General features: G+C 53.4%; 17 protein-coding genes. 1 reads left to right on the plus strand and 16 read right to left on the minus strand.

What is annotated here, in order from left to right; all coding sequences use genetic code 11:
- Nucleotides 1-42 precede the first annotated feature (42 nt).
- From CBW46_RS02835 to gpr, 16 genes are all read right to left on the minus strand, one after another.
- Nucleotides 43-720, minus strand: a complete 678-nt coding sequence (locus CBW46_RS02835; protein WP_089198487.1) for a site-2 protease family protein — start codon at nt 718-720, stop codon at nt 43-45.
- Nucleotides 721-726: 6 nt separating this feature from the next.
- Nucleotides 727-1716: a 50S ribosomal protein L11 methyltransferase gene (gene prmA, locus CBW46_RS02840; RefSeq protein ID WP_089198488.1), complete on the minus strand. Its 990-nt coding sequence runs from the start codon at nt 1714-1716 to the stop codon at nt 727-729.
- Nucleotides 1717-2359: 643 nt separating this feature from the next.
- Nucleotides 2360-2503 carry a hypothetical protein gene (locus CBW46_RS21155; protein ID WP_165842178.1) on the minus strand — a complete coding sequence of 48 codons (144 nt, stop codon included), beginning with the start codon at nt 2501-2503 and terminating at the stop codon, nt 2360-2362.
- Nucleotides 2503-2895 (minus strand): hypothetical protein, encoded by a 393-nt coding sequence (locus CBW46_RS02850; RefSeq protein WP_207802223.1) that lies wholly within the window; start codon nt 2893-2895, stop codon nt 2503-2505. Before CBW46_RS02850 ends, CBW46_RS21155 begins: the two co-directional genes overlap by 1 nt.
- Before the next feature lie 37 nt (nt 2896-2932).
- Nucleotides 2933-3091 (minus strand): YfhD family protein, encoded by a 159-nt coding sequence (locus tag CBW46_RS02855; protein WP_111361053.1) that lies wholly within the window; start codon nt 3089-3091, stop codon nt 2933-2935.
- Nucleotides 3092-3247: 156 nt separating this feature from the next.
- Nucleotides 3248-4372, minus strand: a complete 1125-nt coding sequence (gene dnaJ / locus CBW46_RS02860) for a molecular chaperone DnaJ (RefSeq protein WP_089198490.1) — start codon at nt 4370-4372, stop codon at nt 3248-3250.
- Between the two features lie 95 nt (nt 4373-4467).
- Nucleotides 4468-6309 (minus strand): molecular chaperone DnaK, encoded by a 1842-nt coding sequence (gene dnaK / locus CBW46_RS02865; protein WP_089198491.1) that lies wholly within the window; start codon nt 6307-6309, stop codon nt 4468-4470.
- A 142-nt stretch (nt 6310-6451) separates the two neighbouring features.
- A complete protein-coding gene (gene grpE / locus CBW46_RS02870; RefSeq protein ID WP_089198492.1) occupies nt 6452-7024 on the minus strand; it encodes a nucleotide exchange factor GrpE in 573 nt (190 codons plus the stop codon).
- Between the two features lie 155 nt (nt 7025-7179).
- Nucleotides 7180-8721, minus strand: coding sequence for a TCP-1/cpn60 chaperonin family protein (locus CBW46_RS02875; protein WP_089198493.1), 1542 nt, complete (start codon nt 8719-8721; stop codon nt 7180-7182).
- Nucleotides 8718-9743: a heat-inducible transcriptional repressor HrcA gene (gene hrcA / locus CBW46_RS02880; protein WP_089198494.1), complete on the minus strand. Its 1026-nt coding sequence runs from the start codon at nt 9741-9743 to the stop codon at nt 8718-8720. Before hrcA ends, CBW46_RS02875 begins: the two co-directional genes overlap by 4 nt.
- Nucleotides 9744-10095: 352 nt before the next feature.
- Complete coding sequence (locus CBW46_RS02885; RefSeq protein ID WP_089198495.1) at nt 10096-10557, minus strand: N-acetyltransferase; 462 nt, start codon at nt 10555-10557, stop codon at nt 10096-10098.
- An 85-nt stretch (nt 10558-10642) separates the two neighbouring features.
- Complete coding sequence (hemW, locus tag CBW46_RS02890) at nt 10643-11806, minus strand: radical SAM family heme chaperone HemW (protein WP_089198671.1); 1164 nt, start codon at nt 11804-11806, stop codon at nt 10643-10645.
- A 92-nt stretch (nt 11807-11898) separates the two neighbouring features.
- Nucleotides 11899-13710 (minus strand): translation elongation factor 4, encoded by a 1812-nt coding sequence (gene lepA, locus CBW46_RS02895; RefSeq protein WP_089198496.1) that lies wholly within the window; start codon nt 13708-13710, stop codon nt 11899-11901.
- 261 nt (nt 13711-13971) lie between these two features.
- Nucleotides 13972-14364 carry a DUF3679 domain-containing protein gene (locus tag CBW46_RS02900; protein ID WP_089198497.1) on the minus strand — a complete coding sequence of 131 codons (393 nt, stop codon included), beginning with the start codon at nt 14362-14364 and terminating at the stop codon, nt 13972-13974.
- Nucleotides 14365-14393: 29 nt separating this feature from the next.
- Nucleotides 14394-15803: a stage II sporulation protein P gene (gene spoIIP / locus CBW46_RS02905; RefSeq protein WP_089198498.1), complete on the minus strand. Its 1410-nt coding sequence runs from the start codon at nt 15801-15803 to the stop codon at nt 14394-14396.
- 277 nt (nt 15804-16080) lie between these two features.
- A complete protein-coding gene (gene gpr / locus CBW46_RS02910; protein ID WP_089198499.1) occupies nt 16081-17073 on the minus strand; it encodes a GPR endopeptidase in 993 nt (330 codons plus the stop codon).
- A gap of 192 nt (nt 17074-17265) precedes the next feature.
- On the opposite strand from gpr, the gene rpsT reads away from it, so the two are divergent.
- On the plus strand, nt 17266-17538 hold the full coding sequence (gene rpsT / locus CBW46_RS02915; protein WP_089198500.1) for a 30S ribosomal protein S20: 273 nt from the start codon (nt 17266-17268) through the stop codon (nt 17536-17538).
- The last annotated feature ends 9 nt before the right edge of the window (nt 17539-17547 follow it).

Raw genomic sequence — 17547 nt, forward strand, 5'->3', positions numbered from 1 at the left:
GGCAGCATTCCGCACGGGAGCGTTAATTCATATGAAGTCCTGTTACAACGCACCGAAAATTGCGCGTACCAACGCATCGAACCAGTTGAAAATCGGCCATTTGAGCGCGAAAATGGGGCCCAACGTGACACTTCTGATAGGAGGTATAAAGAACATTAATAAGATTGCATAAAACAGCCACTGTTCGTGTGCTTTGAGCTTGGCCGCCGCTCGACGCGGCAGCACCTCTTCGAGGATCCGGTAGCCGTCCAGCGGCGGAAAAGGAATAAGATTCAGAATAAATAAAAATATGTTGAGCTCAATCATGTTTCTCGAAAACAGTTCGACGGCTTCCCGACCGCCGGGAGAGATGCTGTCCAAAGCTTGCAGCTGCAGCAGCGCATGAAAGATGAGAAGGCTCACAAATCCCAGCAGCAGGTTGCTGAACGGTCCGGCAAACGAGACGATAATGCTCATCAGACGCGGTTTCCGAAAATAAGAGCGATTGACCAGGATAGGCTTGGCCCATCCGATCCCTATGATCAGGAAGAATATCATTCCGACCCAATCAATGTGCACTCTCGGGTTTAATGTCAGCCTCCCCATGGAGCGGGCCGTCGGGTCACCGAACTGGTCCGCGAAATAAGCATGAGCAAACTCGTGAAGCGCGAAAGAAATCATCAGCACCACGAACACAAAGGGCAGTTCCGCCAACGGATACGCCAAAAAAGAACTCATCATGCCCTCCTAATGTTTGCGGGCGACGATGACGACCCAATCCTGTTCCTCATACTGCCCGGTCACTGAGAAACCGACAGCCGCGAGAGCCTGCTCGACATCTTGTTGCTTGCTTTTAATGACGCCGGACACAACATAAGTGCCGCCCGGCTCCAGCACGTCATACACGTCCTGGACAAACAGTAAAATAATTTCGGCCAAAATGTTAGCCACTACCACTTGAACGGGGAGCCGCACCCCTAACGGCACTTCCGCGGCCGCCTCGCTGCGACCGTCGGTCTGCTCTTGCAGCACTTGCAGCAGATCGCTATGCTTCACCGTGATCTGATTTTGCAGACCGTTTAAGCGGGCGTTTTCCTGTGCGCTTGAAACTGCCACCGGATCCAGATCAAGCGCCAGCACACGCTTGGCGCCCAGCTTCGCCGCAGCGATCGCCAACACGCCCGAGCCTGTCCCGACATCAATGACGTCGTCGCCCGGCTTAACTACACCTTCCAGCGTGCGCAAGCAGAGCGCAGTCGTGGCATGCGTGCCTGTTCCGAAAGCCATTCCCGGATCAAGTTCAATGATGAGCTCATCGGCCGCTGGCGTGTATTCCTCCCAAGTCGGTTTGATTGTCAAACGTTCCGACACGCGCAGAGGCTTAAAATACTGCTTCCAAGCGTTCGCCCAATCTTCATCGTCCACGTCTTGCAATTCGAATGTCGGATTGCCCGTATCGATATCGAATTCGGCTAGCTGTTCCACCGACTGCGTTAAACTCTTTAACACCTCGTCCATGTCGGTACCCTCGGAAAAATAGCCTTTAATGACCGCTCGCCCTTCCGGAATATCGTTCAAAGGCAGTTCATACCATTGCCCGAGAGAGGTGTCCCGCTGCTTGTTTAATGTACCGGATTCCTCAATGGACACTCCGCCGGCTCCCAGTTCATGTATGAAATTTGAAATCATCTCAATGGCTTCTTCTGTTGTATGTACCGTTACCTCATGCCAACGCATAGTTCCATCCTCCTGACCTGCAGTCACAGCTGCACATGATTCCCAGTATACTATACTTGGACGTACCCGGTAAAATCGGGGCGTCGGACTAACGTGCGATGACCTCGGCTTAATTCCGCGGATTTGTGCACCGCGATCGACAGCAGCGCTGGCCATGGAGGAATGCTGCATGCCCAGGCCCGGCCGATCTGCTGCAGTGCGATAGTTGAACCAATACGACGCATTGCAGGGTCCGGAGCAATTCCCGGCCGGCGCCAAAACAGCCGCTCGTCGGCAAGTTGCGCGATGCACTCCCGAGCGGCCAGCACCTGCCCATCCCGCATCTGGATTCGCAGCGCGCAAGGGTCGGTCTTGCCTGTCGGGAGACTGGATCAAACGCAGATGAAGGCGGACTCCTGTAGAGTTGCGGCTTGCTTTTTGGCCACTCTCGGACGCTGTGGCGCCATGTGAATTCGCTGCGCACCAGTGGTGCCACGTGCTGCCGCGTGGCCGCCGCACATGAAACGCAGTGAAGCCGGACTCCTGTGGAGTTCCGGCTTGATTTAGTGCGCCGTTGGCCGCCGCAGCACTTGGTACGGTCGCCGAATGCTGTCGGACGTGTGCACAGGTCCTAAAGTATCCGCCGCCGTTCCCGCGTGACGGCTCATGGTTTTTTGATGCGTGTTCTCAGCTTCGCCTTGATGTAGCTGCTGTGAGCCTCCGCGGCTGCGATCGGACATTCCCGTGAGATGCAGCGCTTGATACCGCCCGCCATTGAGATATAACTGGAATCCGGCGCAGGAGCCATTAGGCGCGCCCCCCAGCCTCGTGCACCACACGGAGCGCGTGCTCATAATTGCGCTCGTCGACGACGGCCGTCAACAATATGTTCCGTCGATCGGTGCCGTCAAAGTCGCCCATGTAGTCTTCAGGTTGCCCAGCGCTAAGCCCGCTGGCGTCTACGCTGGCTGCAGCCAAGATGCGGTCGTTCTTCGACAGCGTCTCCGCCGTCAGCGTGAGATACGACAAGCTGCGAAAATCCCCGGTGAGCGGATTGATTGTTTCCGAAACACCGTCGCCACGAAATTCTCCAATCCGGTCCACGGAGACACCAGCTGCCCGCAAGGCTTTCAACTTGGGTACCACACTGCGGGCTTGTTCAGGAGAATGAAAATAAGCCAATATACTTCTCTCAGCCATCTGCACTGCCCCTCTTTTCTCTGGCGATTATCGACGATCAAGTTCGCTGCTGGCGTGCATCCGCCGCGTGCGCCCGTTCCACCGCCTCGACGTCGTCGGGCCCGGCAAACTTCGAGTCGTATTCCACATCCTCGTTCTTTGCGATCGGCAGACGTTCACGCAGCGGCTGGGGCTGCTGCTGATTGGTCATGATCATCCCTCGCTTCCTGCGTGTGATGGTATAAGCAAATGAAGTGCTGTTTTAGTGTCCGCACTTTGGCGGAGAATATGCAAAAAACACGCCAAACGGCGGTGCCGTCGGGCGTGTTCGCGATGAGACACGGCATGGTCACATGTCGGGCGTGTTTAAGTTTTAATCCCCTAATATAGCCTTTTTCATACGTTCAAATATCGTCTGCTGCTGCTCATGTGTGTGCTCGCCGGTCTGACGTGCGATTTCACGCAGCAGCTCCTTTTGTTCGTCGGTCAAATTCGTTGGAGTGACCACTACGACCTTGACATGCTGATCGCCTTGACCGTAACCGCGCAGCCGGGGAACGCCTTTGCCTTTCAAACGGAAGTAGGTGTCCGTTTGTGTGCCTGGCGGTATTTTCAGCTTCACCTTCTCCGTAAGCGTCGGTATTTCGATTTCATCGCCGAGGGCCGCTTGGGTAAACGTAAGTGGAACCTCGCAGTAGATGTCATCTCCCTCACGTTCGAAGAAGTCATGCGGCTTCACGCGAATCACTACGTACAGATCGCCGGATGGTCCCCCGCGCGTGCCGGCTTCACCTTCCCCGGAAACGCGAAGCTGCGCGCCTTCATCTACTCCTGCGGGAATGTTCAGGTGAATCTTGCGCTGCTTCTTCACTTTCCCCGCGCCGTGGCACGTGCCGCACTTTTCTTTAATCGTTACCCCTTGACCGTTACATGCGGAGCATACACGGCGGTTAACGATGCGGCCGAATGCCGTGTTCTGTACCACCTCTTGCTGCCCGCTGCCGCGGCATACGGAACAAGTGTCCGGCTTCGTCCCCGGCTTCGCGCCGTTACCATGACAGGTGTCGCATGTTTCGGTCCGCGGGATATTAATATCCATTTCTTTGCCAAAAACGGCTTCTTTAAAATCCAGGGTGAGTGTGTACTGAAGATCGTTTCCCCGTTGAGGAGCGTTTGGGTTGCGACGCTGGCCGGCGCCACCGAAGAACATGTCGAATAAATCTCCGAAGCCGCCTCCGAAATCAGCGCCGCCAAAACCGCCGCCACCCATGCCTTGATTTGGATCCACATGTCCAAACCGATCATACTGGGATTTCTTCTGCTCGTCGCTCAACACATCGTAAGCTTCTTTTGCTTCTTTGAACTTTTGTTCGGCATCGGAAGCCTTGTTCACGTCCGGGTGATATTGGCGGGCTAACTTGCGGTACGCCTTTTTAATGTCATCCTGTGACGCGCTTTTGTCGACCCCGAGCACTTCATAGTAATCGCGCTTGCTCATTATCCCACTCCCATTCTTAAGAACACAAAGGGAAAGCCAAAGCCGGACTGGCGGCTTTGACCTTGCATCCAACCTATGCTTTTTTACACTATGCCTTAGTCGTTCTTTTTGTCGTCAACAACCTCGAAGTCGGCGTCAACCACATTGTCCTTTTTCGCGGCACCTTCCGCGCCGGCCGCACCCGCATCACCTGCTTGCGCCTGCTGGGCTTGATCATACAGCTTCACGGACAGCTGTTGGATGATTTGGGTCAACTCTTCAGTCGCAGCTTTAATTTCATCCAGGTTGTCGCCTTCCAGCGCTGTTTTCACCTTTTCTTTCGCCGCGTTGGCTTTGTCGACTTCGCCCTGATCTACTTTGTCGCCGAGATCCTTGATCGTCTTGTCAACGGAATAAACAAGCTGGTCCGCGTTATTGCGGGCTTCAACAAGCTCTTTGCGCTTACGGTCCTCGTCAGCGTGGGCTTCCGCATCCTTCATCATACGCTCGACTTCGTCATCGGACAAACCGCTTGAGGACGTGATCGTAATTTTTTGGCTCTTGCCTGTGCCTTTGTCTGTGGCATTAACGTTCACGATACCGTTCGCATCAATATCGAATGTAACTTCGATCTGCGGGATGCCGCGCGGAGCCGGAGGGATATCGCCCAACATGAAGCGGCCCAACGTTTTGTTGTCGTTCGCCATCGCTCGTTCACCCTGCAATACATGGATTTCCACGCTTGGCTGATTGTCGGCATAGGTCGTGAACACTTGAGATTTGGTTGTAGGAATCGTTGTATTGCGCTCGATCATCTTCGTGAAGACGCCGCCTGCGGTTTCGATACCCAGAGACAACGGAGTTACGTCCAGCAATACGACGTCCTTCACATCACCGGTAAGCACGCCCGCTTGCACTGCCGCGCCAAGAGCAACCACTTCATCAGGGTTGACGCCTTTGTGCGGCTCTTTGCCGATCAAACGTTTTACAGCTTCTTGCACCGCAGGAATCCGAGTGGAACCGCCGACCAGCACAACTTTGTCGATTTGATCCGGAGTAAGTCCCGCATCACTCAGCGCCTGGCGTGCAGGGCCCATTGTTCTTTCAACCAGCATGGCAGACAGGTCCTCGAATTTCGCGCGAGTGAGGTTGACTTCCAAGTGCTGAGGCACTCCATCTACCACTGTGATGAACGGCAGCGACACGGTAGTTGTCAACACGCCGGACAGCTCTTTTTTCGCCTTCTCGGCAGCATCCTTCAAGCGTTGTACGGCTGCTTTGTCTTTGCTTAAATCGATACCTTGCTCTTTCTTGAATTCAGCTACCAAGTAATCGATAATGACCTGGTCAAAGTCGTCGCCGCCCAAACGGTTGTCACCGCTGGTAGCTTTAACTTCGAAGAAACCGTCGCCCAGCTCGAGAATGGATACGTCAAATGTTCCTCCGCCCAAGTCGTATACCAGGATCGTTTGGTCTTCGGATTTCTCCATACCGTATGCCAATGCAGCCGCAGTCGGTTCGTTGACGATACGAAGCACTTCTAAACCGGCAATTTTACCGGCATCCTTAGTTGCCTGACGCTGACTGTCGTTAAAGTAAGCAGGAACCGTGATAACCGCCTGAGTTACTTTGCTGCCCAGGTACGCTTCTGCGTCGGCTTTCAGTTTCTGCAAAATGATAGCCGAAATCTCTTGCGGTGTGTACTCTGTGCTTTCGATGGTTTCTTTGTGGTTCGTTCCCATGTGGCGCTTAATAGAAATAACAGTGCGATCCGGATTGGTGATCGCTTGACGCTTCGCCGTTTCACCGACGACACGCTCTCCGTCCTTTTTGAAACCTACTACGGATGGTGTAGTGCGGTTTCCTTCGGCGTTGGGGATGACTACCGCCTCGCCGCCTTCCATGACGGCAACGCAAGAGTTCGTGGTGCCTAAGTCAATTCCGATTACTTTACTCATCGTTGTTAAAGCCTCCTTGATTTTTTGAGCGTACTTTATCATCTATCTTTCATTCATCGCAAGAGAAATACCGTCATATAAGGCCGGTGCCGGGCCGAACATGCCTACCCTCGGCTGTGCAAACAGCACTAGTGCGGCCTACTCACGAGCTCACTTTTACCATCGCAGGGCGAATCACTTTATCTTTCAACAAATATCCCTTTTGGATTTCCTCCACCACGATGCCCTCGTCATATTCTTCGGATTCTACCTGCATGATAGCCTGATGAAATTCCGGATTAAACGGCTGGCCAATGGTATCCATAGCTTTTAAGCCTTCGTTCGCCAAGGCGTGCTCGAGCTGACGGAATATCATGTCCACACCTTTAAGCAGGGCCTCATAATCCTTACCCTCTTTGCCCGCGCTCAAAGCGCGCTCCATGTTGTCCACCACAGGCAAGAGCTGCTCTATCACCTGTAACGAGGCATACTTTGCAAGCTCCTCTTTCTCTTGTCGGGTTCTTCTTCTAAAGTTGTCGAAATCAGCCTGCGCACGCAAGTAGCGTTGGTAATTCTCCTCCGACTCCTTGCGCACCTTGTCAAGCTCCGACTCTATCTGCTGAGCAGGCTCGGAAGCCCCATTCTCCGGGTTGTCGACGCCCTCGGTATATGCAGCATCGACCGTTTCTTTCTCCGCCGATTGGGAGTCAGCCTGGTTGTTTTGTTCAGCACTCATTGTCTGTCACCTCCTTGTTCCGAATACGCGCACACTCTCTCTGCCAGGATGTAAGGTTCTGTCTAATGCTGGCAGCCCTACACCACTTTACCTATTATCACCAGCGGATTCAAGCCTCGCGGTACGGCCACTGTGTTACGCTGACCGACCAAGGGCTAGTCCTCCGACCGGGGCTGTCTCATTTTGATCACCGTGTGAATGCGGAGTACCGCGGCTGCCACCTCTCCCGCAGCCTGCAGCGCGTGCAGCTTAACCTGCGCGGGATCGACCACACCGTGCTCGAGCATATCCGTCAGAGCCCCGTTGTCGCAATCTATGCCCAGCGAGTCGGAACCCGCAGCGATCTGCGCCGCTTTCACTTCCTCGACCTTTTCCAGCGGATTATAACCGGCATTCACCACGATCTGCGCCAGCGGCTTGCGAAGCGCTTGCGCCACCGCCGCGATGCCGAACCCTTCCATGCCTTGCACCGTCTCCCGGTGGCGGTCCAGATCGTAGGCCGCGGCCATCTCAGCCGACCCGCCGCCGGGCAAGCATCCGCCGCGCAGCGCCGCCTGCACCGCCGAGGCTGCATCTTTCGCAATACGCAGCCGCTCCCCGACGACCTCGCTGGTGCTGGCGCCGACGACAATCGTCACCTGCGCGCGGCCTTTGCCTTCGGCCATGCGCACGCATTCCAGCCGCTCGTCGTACGACACGCGCCCTGCGAAGCCGAGATAGCCGCCCAGCTCGGCGGCCGGCTTATACAGCCCGCTGCGGCGGATCGGCCGCGAGCCGGTGTATTCGCATATGCGTCTCATGTCGCTCCGAGGAAGCCGCTGAACCACCATGATTCCATGGTCGGTGCAAAACTGCTCCGCCTCGGCATTCACGCCGCGATCCGCAATGACGAGCCCTACTTGCAGTTCTACGAGCTTCGCTAACGATCTGCGAAACTGTTCCTTGAGCTGCATCTGCTTCTGAAAGCCGGCTTCAGTCATCAACGCTTCTTCGTCGATTGTTTCCGGCTCGAACGCGTCTTGAAAAACAAGCACTTTCGCCGCATCCGGCGGAAAATCAAGCTGCGCATTCACCGGCTTCTTCTGAATCAGCAGTCCCGGCCACACCTCACTTGCCGCGCGACTGTGCGAGATCACCGCATCCGCAAAGCGAAAGCTGTCTTCCTGCAGCTTGTGGATCCCAAGCCTCTTGGCCGCCTCCAGGATAAGGTCCGCCAGGTCCGCGTGCTCACGCCCGGCGATGAAGCCTATGCGGTAGAGCAGCGGGTCGTTCAGGCCTTGGATTTGGCGGCTGCGCTCGGATAAGGAGGCGAGCGCTAGCGCGACGCCTTTCTGTATCCCTTTCACAACCTTAGCTACGGGCACTCCGCGAGTTACTTGTGCGACACCTTCGGAGACCAGCGCTCCGGCAAGCACCGTTGCGGTTGTCGTGCCGTCTCCCACCTGCTGCTGCTGGGAACGGGCCACCTCAATAAGCAGACGGGCGGCCGGATGGGTGACATCCATTTTCTCCAAAATCGTCACACCATCATTAGTTATAACGACTTCCCCCTGCGCTCCTACAAGCATCGTATCCAAACCTTTAGGCCCAAGCGTCCCCTCGACGGCGGAGCAGATCGCCCGAATAGCGCCTGCATTGTTCAGCAAAGTGGCGTAAGTGTCATCTCCTTCGGGTGACGCGGGCTTCATCGTATTCATTTATACCATCGCTCCATCACCAGCGTCATATCGTTGGACAAGTGATTCAATAGGCTAATGACCTTGCTGTAATCCATACGCGTAGGCCCGAGAATGCCGATCGTGCCCAAATGCTTGCCCTCCATCATATAGGATGCGGTAATCAGACTGCAGTCGTTGATCGCGGCAACTGAATTTTCTCTTCCGATGCGAACTTGAATGCCGGACGATGCACCAGAGAACAGCTTTGCCAACGCGGGTGTTTCCGCCAGCAGATCGAGAATGCTTTTGACCTTCTCCATATCCTGAAACTCCGGCTGTGTCAGCATGTTGGTCATGCCGCCCAAGAAAATCCTGTCTTCCTCGCCCTGTTCAACGATACCGTCCAGCATCGTTAGAATTTCTTCATAGCGCGACACGAAGCTCCGCATCTCTTCGCCAATTTCGGTGTACAGCTTAGATTTAAAATGCAGCAAAGGCACATTGCTCAGCCGGGTGTTAAGTAGGTTTACAACCTTCTCTATCTCCGACATGGGAATGCCCTCAGGGATCGTGACGGTTTTATTTTCTACTTGCCCTGTATTGGTAACGACAATCGCTACGGCGGTTTGTTCGTTCAGCGGCACGATCTGCATATGGCGCAATGTAGTGCTGAACATTTCCGGGCCGATAACTATGGATGTATAGCTGGTAAGATCTGAAAGAATCATCGCAACCTGCTGAATTACCCGCTCCATCTCCTGCATTTTCCCGGCGAAAAACTGCTTCAACACGTTCACTTCGTTCGGCTGTAAGCCTCCGAAGGTCACGAGATGATCCACGTAGTACCGGTATCCTTTGTGAGACGGTATTCGACCTGCTGACGTATGCGGCTGTTCCAGGTATCCCAACTCTTCCAAATCGGACATTTCGTTTCGAATGGTAGCCGGGCTAAACCCCACATTGCCGCGCTTGGATATGCTACGGGAGCCTACGGGCTCCGCAGAGCGAATATAATCGTCCACGATGGCAGCCAATATTTGCCGTTGGCGCTCGGTTAACATGTGCATGCCCCCATTCTGACTGTTGCCCACAAACAGCCGGTGTCGGCTGGATATGGTTTTCTTAAGGTGCCAATTGTTGTTGTCCTTCGTCTTGCTGTATCGTTCGTCGTCGCTCGTATGCCAACCGCAGCTGAGCTAAGTGCACACCGGCTGACTGCGGCTTATGTAGTTTCCGCGAAACTTATCAAGCCTGGGGTGCCTCAACCAGCGAGCGTGATCTTAGAATTGGCTCATAGATGCAGCACACAGCGACAAAATTATCACATCTTTTGCTTTTCCAGTCGTTAGCACTCCTGTATGATGAGTGCTAAATCATAAGATAAAAATAACAGACCCGAAGGTCTGTGTCAAGTCAATCCACCCGCTTCAACACTGCGGTTTCGTCGCAGCAGTTCTGCTTTTTGCAGTGTATGCAGTCTCGCCAAACCTTCTCCGGAAAAATCTCTTTGGGCACGACCGTAAAACCGTTTCGCTCGAAAAATTTGACCTCATACGTCAGCGCCATCACTTTGGGGATATCCTGCTTTTTGGCCTCGGCCAACAGGAAGTCCACCAGTGCGTTACCGATTCCCTGACCCTTGTAGCCGGGTGTCACGCCGAGAGAACGAATCTCCACCAAGTCCTGTCCAAGACGGGTTAACGATCCGCAGCCCACCAGGCGGTCCTCAATCACAGCCACCACAAACGTATCTATTTGAGCTTCCAACGTATCACGGGAACGCGGAAGCATAATCCCCTGCGCGGCATAACCTTGAATGATCTCATATAACGTATCGATGTCCTGCCCGGTTGCCTTTCTGCACGCAACTGCCATAGAAAACCCACCATTCCATGTCATAAATTCGATCGTATGAATAAATATACATCATTTCGTATAAAAAATTCAATACAAAATTCATCTAATTCGACACTGGACTTAAAAACTCTCCGAACACGTCATTGCCGAGCAGCACTCCCTGTTCCGTCAAACTGTAACCGTCCGCTGTGCGCTGCAATAATCCCTTATCCAGGAGCTTCAACAGGACACTGCCGAATACGGTTTCCAGCTCCACGCCGAACTGCTTGTGGAAATCGGATCGTTTGACGCCGTTCAGCAGCCTTAGACCTACCATCATGAAATCCTCCATCGCTTCCCTTTCGCTGATCTCATATTGCTCCAACAAAGGAAGCCCAGCACGGGTAGCATCTATATATGGTTGCACGCCCTTGATGTTGACATGCCTTTGTCCATACATATAACCGTGTGCGCCCGCACCTAATCCATAATAGCTGCGATTCAGCCAATACATGCTGTTGTGGCGGCTTTCAAAGCCCGGTTTGGCGAAGTTGCTGATCTCGTATTGATCATATCCCGCAGCCTTCAACCGTTTCATTATAAGAAGAAACATGTCAAGCTCATCGTCCTCATCCGGAAGCGGCAGCTGGTTCTTCTGATACAATGTGTGAAAGAGCGTGTTTTCCTCTACCTTCAGGCTGTAGATGGAGTAATGCGGCAGCCCGAGAGCCAGAGCTTTATCAAGCGTGTCGTTCATCATCTCCACCGTCTGGTTGGGAAGACCAAACATCAGATCAATGGACATATTATCAAACCCAACACTCTTTGCGTTGTCAATGCTGCGGTACACGTCATCCGTGTTATGAATCCGTCCAATACCAGCCAACAAGGAGTTATCGAATGACTGCACCCCAAAGCTGATTCGGTTGACCCCGCCTTTCTTCATCGCCAGCAGCTTTTCCTTGTCCGTGGTGCCAGGGTTGGCCTCCATCGAGAATTCCAAGTCAGCCGCGGTCAGCGGGAAATACGTGCGCACGCGCTGCAAAAAACTGGCCATCTGATCCGGCAGCAGTACGGTTGGGGTGCCTCCGCCTACGAAGATGGTTTTGATCTGTCCCGGGGGCGCCAGCCGGGCCGTGTGCTCCATCTCTCTTTCCAGTGCATCCAAGTAGTCCATCACGGGCTGACCTTTTAATACATAGGAGTTGAAATCGCAATAGTGGCATTTGTTTGTGCAGAACGGAATATGGATATAGACCGCTTCCGGTGTTTCCTGACGGTGAATCATCATCTAAATCCCTCCTTCGATCCCTGACGTGAAAAGCAGGTGCGTCATCTTACGCACCTGCCTTTCTGTAGGGCATTTCCCATCCATTGTATCTATTCGTCCAATTTCAACACGGCCATGAAAGCTTCTTGAGGCACCTCGACGCTGCCGACCTGCTTCATCCGCTTCTTACCTTCCTTCTGCTTCTCCAACAGCTTCCGCTTCCGGGAGATATCACCGCCGTAGCATTTAGCCAATACGTTCTTGCGCATCGCCTTTACCGTCTCTCGCGCTACGATTTTCTGACCGATGGCAGCTTGGATCGGCACCTCGAACATTTGCCGCGGGATTAAATCTTTCAATTTCTCGCATATGATCCGTCCGCGGTTATATGCGCGATCCCGGTGTACGATGAAGGACAAAGCATCCACCTGCTCGCCGTTAAGCAGAATATCCATCCTCACCAAATTCGACCGTCTGTAACCGGAAAGCTCATAATCAAACGAAGCGTATCCTTTTGTGCTCGATTTCAACTGATCAAAGAAATCATAGACGATTTCCGATAACGGAATATCGTATGTCAAAGTGACCCGGTTGGTGTCTAGATATTCCATGTTGACAAATTCGCCGCGCTTGCCCTGGCACAGCTCCATAATCGCCCCGACAAAGTCGTTCGGCACGATAATAGAAGCTTTTACGTAAGGCTCCTCAACGAAATCGATTTTTCCCGGCTCCGGGAACAGAGAAGGATTCTCGATGTCCATCGCCTCACCGTTTGTCTGTGTCACACGGAATATTACGCTCGGCGCGGTTGTAATGAGATCGATATTGAACTCGCGTTCAATCCGCTCCTGGATGACGTCCATGTGAAGCAAGCCCAAGAATCCGCAGCGGAATCCGAAACCTAGTGCGGTGGACGTCTCCGGTTCAAAGCTCAGTGACGCATCGTTCAACTGCAGCTTCTCCAGCGCTTCGCGCAGATCGTTATAATCACTTGAATCGATTGGATACAAGCCGCAGAATACCATCGGGTTGATCTTACGGTAACCCGGCAGCGGCTCACGTGCCGGATTCTTCGCGTCGGTGACGGTGTCCCCGACACGTGTGTCGCCTACGGTCCTCACTCCGGCGACGATGAAGCCGACGTCGCCAATATCTAGCGAGTCTACAATCGACATCCGCGGCTTGAATGCGCCGACTTCAATCACGTCGAACACTTTATCGGTAGCCATGAACTTGATCTTTGAGCCGGCCCGGATGGAACCGTCGATTACCCGGACATACACGATAACGCCCTTATACGGGTCGTAATGGGAGTCAAAGATGAGCGCCTTTAGCGGCTTGTCCGGATCACCCGACGGAGCCGGTACCTTTTGGACCACTTGCTCCAGAATCTCCTTGATGCCGATCCCCGCCTTTGCGGAGGCTAACACCGCATCGGTGGCATCGAGCCCGATGACGTCTTCAATCTCCTGTTTTACCCGGTCGGGATCCGCGCTCGGCAAATCGATTTTGTTGACGACCGGCAGTATTTCCAGATCATTGTCGAGCGCCAGATACACGTTGGCCAACGTTTGCGCCTCGATACCTTGCGCGGCGTCGACCACAAGCAGCGCACCTTCGCAAGCTGCCAAGCTGCGGGACACCTCATAAGTGAAGTCGACATGTCCAGGTGTATCAATCAAGTTCAAAATGTATTCTTCACCGTCATCGGCACGGTAGTTTAAGCGCACAGCCTGCAGCTTGATTGTAATGCCGCGTTCCCGCTCCAGATCCATTTGGTCCAGCACCTGATCCTGCATCTCGCGTGAAGATAATGCGCCCGTGTATTCCAATATGCGGTCGGCCAGCGTCGATTTCCCGTGGTCGATGTGAGCAATAATTGAGAAATTTCTAATCTTCTTTTGTCTGGCTTGTATATCCATGCGCGCTGACCCTCACTAACCTGCAAATTTACAATACTTCTAATTATAACAGTTGTGCGGATGCGCATCAATGCATTTGCAGCACAGCAGTGTTGCGGGTGACATCGAGCCGCAGTGCAGAGATGTGCGGGGCTATTGCTACAGCAGTGCAGAGGGTGTGGGCCATCAATGCAGGAGTGCAGAGGGGTGCGGGGCAAGCGCATTTTTAGCGTACGCTGCTCAGGACTCAGCCAAGCAAGCGGTCAACACCGGTGCACGCGGTCAACTCGTTATGGCTTCGAACAAAGAGACAAACAATTGGATACCATGATGTGCCACGATTTGCAGCAGCTCCCCTGTTTTATTGCCGATGTGCGCCACACCTGTAGTCTCGGTCACTTCACCCCTGGGTTCCGCCTTTGTTTCCTCCTGCCGCTTGGCCTTTGCTTCCGCCTCTGCCCCGGCCTTGCCGCCGGTCTGAAAGAATCCGGCTTCGTTGTCCGCTGACGGACGGTAAGGCTGCGGCCAGAGGCCCGCCTCGGCTGGCGCCCCGCCGGCCTTATCTATCGGCCCTTGGATGCGCTCGACGCCCCGCGTGGCCAAGTCCACTCCGAAAAAGATACAAAATCCCATGGCAAGCAGCAGCAACAGCAGCCGAACATAGAATTTATTCATCTTTCCGCCCTCCCATTGCCGTAAGGCGCTCAGTTTTGCTTCGTGCCGGCCTGGTTGTCAGCAGATTTGTCCGCGGACTTGTCCGTGGATTTGTCGGCAGGTACGTCTGCGGGCTTGTCCGTGGATTTGATGGCAGGTACGTCTGCGGGTTTGTCCGTAGGTTTGTCTGCAGACTTGTCCGCAGATGAGTCCGCAGGCTCGCTCGCAGGCGCAGGCTGCGCATCTACTTTTTGCGCGTTCAAGACCACTTCCGCGATCGCTTGAGCCAGCACATCGGCGGTGCGGTAGCACTCTTCGAGGGAATTATCCACGCCGCCCACCTCGATCAATACGCTGTTGGACGAGAAATTTTGGTTATAGACGCCGTTACCCTCGCCCGCTTTGGCAAAAGTGCCTTTGGACAAACCCGGGTATTTTCGCTCCAGTGCCTGATGGATCTCCGATGCGAACTGCTCATTCTCTTTCCACCCGGCATTTTTCCCTCCGATGATAAAATAAACTTGCGCGTAATCCTTGCCGCCGATGGTGACCGTGGTCTTTTGCCGTCTCTGTGAGTCCCTATGTATGTCAAAATAAAACTTTAAATCAGGGTGAGAGGCTGACGCCTCCTGCAGTGTTTTATGAGAGTATTTATAAGAATAAGCATAATAGAAGTTTTTCTCGATCGCCGGATAATTTCTATCGGAGTGAACGGCCCCGATTCCCTCTTTTTCGAGCCTCTGCGCCAGTCGCAGGCCGACCTGGGTCACGTTGGTTTTGGGATGGTAAGCCTTATCCGGGTCCTTTACGCCCGGCAGCTCCGGCAGATACGATTCCTGATTATGAGTCTGATAGATAAAAGCTACGTTTTTTCCAGCCGTTTTGGGAGGATTGGCGGTCGCTGCCGGGGGATCCGGCACCACTTCGCCCGTCTCACCGGTCTCCGGCGGCGCAGTCGGATTTGCGGTAATCGAGCCCTCTCCACCCTCGCCGTTTTTCGGAATCACGTCACCTTTCGGGCCGTAATCTTCAGGCGCATCGTCTCCGGTCGAACTGCTCTTGCGCAGCACCACGGAACGGTCGTAAGCCAGACCAGGAAGCTCTCTAGCAATGAACGTTTTCGGTTCCTTCCAACTCAAATCTGTCAGTAGAGTGAACAAAAAACCGGACACATTCGACTGCGAGAACGTAAAGCTCTGGCGGTCCGTCTCCATATGCGGCAGCTCCATTCCCAGCATGTCCATAAAAAACTGGCTAGATACCGTCGAAGCCATCGTCTTCATTGACGAACTTGGCGCCATATCACTCATTCTGGATTGCATATAACCAAGAAGTCCTAGTGCGACAAAAAATAGTATGCAGCCCGTTATCAAAGCCGATATCACCCGAAAGTAGATGCCCAGTTCCTGTCCCATTTTTCGGTATTTGCTTACATCCAAAGTGACCGCTGTCCATTTCATTCGTCATTCCTCCTAAAAAGCATTTCCACCAGCGTGAAGCTTCTATGAAGCTATCAGCAATGCTGCGCGTGCATTGACACTGCTCTGCGACGGCGCGCCCAACGTTCTAGTAACAAATCTATGAGCGGATGCTAGAAGATAGAACCGAAATTTCGCAGCAAGGTGGTGCGTGAGAGAATGCGGCCTAGCTTGGCGTTCGGTGAAGAATGACCGGCAAAGAAAAAAGCGATAGAAATGCGCTCCGCTCGGGCTGCGTCATTTTACCGCCTTTTGATGTTTAATGTGTATAAGCCGACACGTTGCTGGCATCTATCGCCTCATGCAGTCCGGCATTCAACCCGCTGGCGATGATGTTGGCGATGTCTTCGATAAACTCGTCGACTTCCTTCGGCGTGACCAGCAGGTCATGTCCAAGCGGTCCCAGCACTTCTCGCACCAGCTGTAACCGTTCCTGCTCCTGCATATTGGCCAGCATCCCGAGTATTTGCCCAGTATGTGCGGTTTCGCGTTGAAATTGAGCATGCATGAGATCAAACGCGCTATTTACAATAGTCGAAGCATACACCACTGTAGGCACCCCGATCGCGATAACCGGAACTCCCAACGTATCAATAGTGAGCCCCTTCCGTTTATTCCCGATACCAGAGCCCGGATGTATGCCTGTGTCCGCAATTTGGATAGTGGTGTTAACGCGTTCCAGCGACCGCGAGGCCAATGCATCGATGGCAATCACCAGATCCGGCCTTGATTTTTCCACAATCCCATGCACAATTTCACTGGTCTCGATTCCCGTGATCCCAAGCACTCCAGGAGCCACCGCACTCACTGGGCGATAGCCTTGCCGCACATTGCCGGGCATTAGCTCGAAGTAATGGCGGGTGACCGTTACATTTTCCACCACCATAGGTCCCAGCGCGTCCGGAGTCACATTCCAGTTGCCCAAGCCGATTAGGAGCACTTTTGCCATTGGATGGATATTGAGCTTTGCCAAGAACGCCTCGAACTCACTCGCAAACACCGTAGCAACCCGATTCTGCAGTTTGCTGTCCTTATTCCGCAGAGCAGGAACCTCAAGGGTAATGTAATGGCCCGGGAGCTTGCCGAGCGCACGGGAGCCTTCCTGTGACGTTATGTCGATTTTGCTGACCCGTATGCCGCCCAGATCTTGTACTGATGTCTGTACGCCTGGAATTGCCTGGCCCGACGGGGACGCTAGATTATGAGCTTCCACAGCTAAATCGGTCCGCACGGAAAAAGCGGTTAAATCCATCGTTTTATTCTCCTTTCCGCATAACCCTGCCCCTGTAGTGTGTGAAAAAGCCCCAGCCGTTATGCAAAGTATGTCAGATTCGGCCGCCGGCATTCTATTGCAATTTAATATGGGGCGTGTTAGAATATCTAGAGTTGTCATCAGAAACAATGGAACGTTTTTTATGCAAGTCGTATTAGGAGGTGAACGTCAATGCCAAACATTAAATCTGCTATCAAAAGAGTAAAAGTAAGTGAAAAGCGCCGTTTGAACAACGCATCACACAAATCCGCTCTTCGTACTGCTGTCAAGACTTTCGAAACTGCTGCAACCGGCACGAATGTGGAGACTGCAAAAGCAGCCTTGATCGCTGCCAGCAAGAAATTGGACAAAGCAGCTAGCAAAGGCTTAATCCATAAAAATGCCGCTGCCCGCAAAAAATCCCGCTTAGCGAAAAAGCTGAACGAGCTTTCCGCTCAGGCGTAAATAACGTAA

This window comes from Paenibacillus xerothermodurans, assembly GCF_002220865.2.
In the GTDB taxonomy this organism is placed as follows: Bacteria; Bacillota; Bacilli; order Paenibacillales; family NBRC-103111; genus Paenibacillus_S; species Paenibacillus_S xerothermodurans.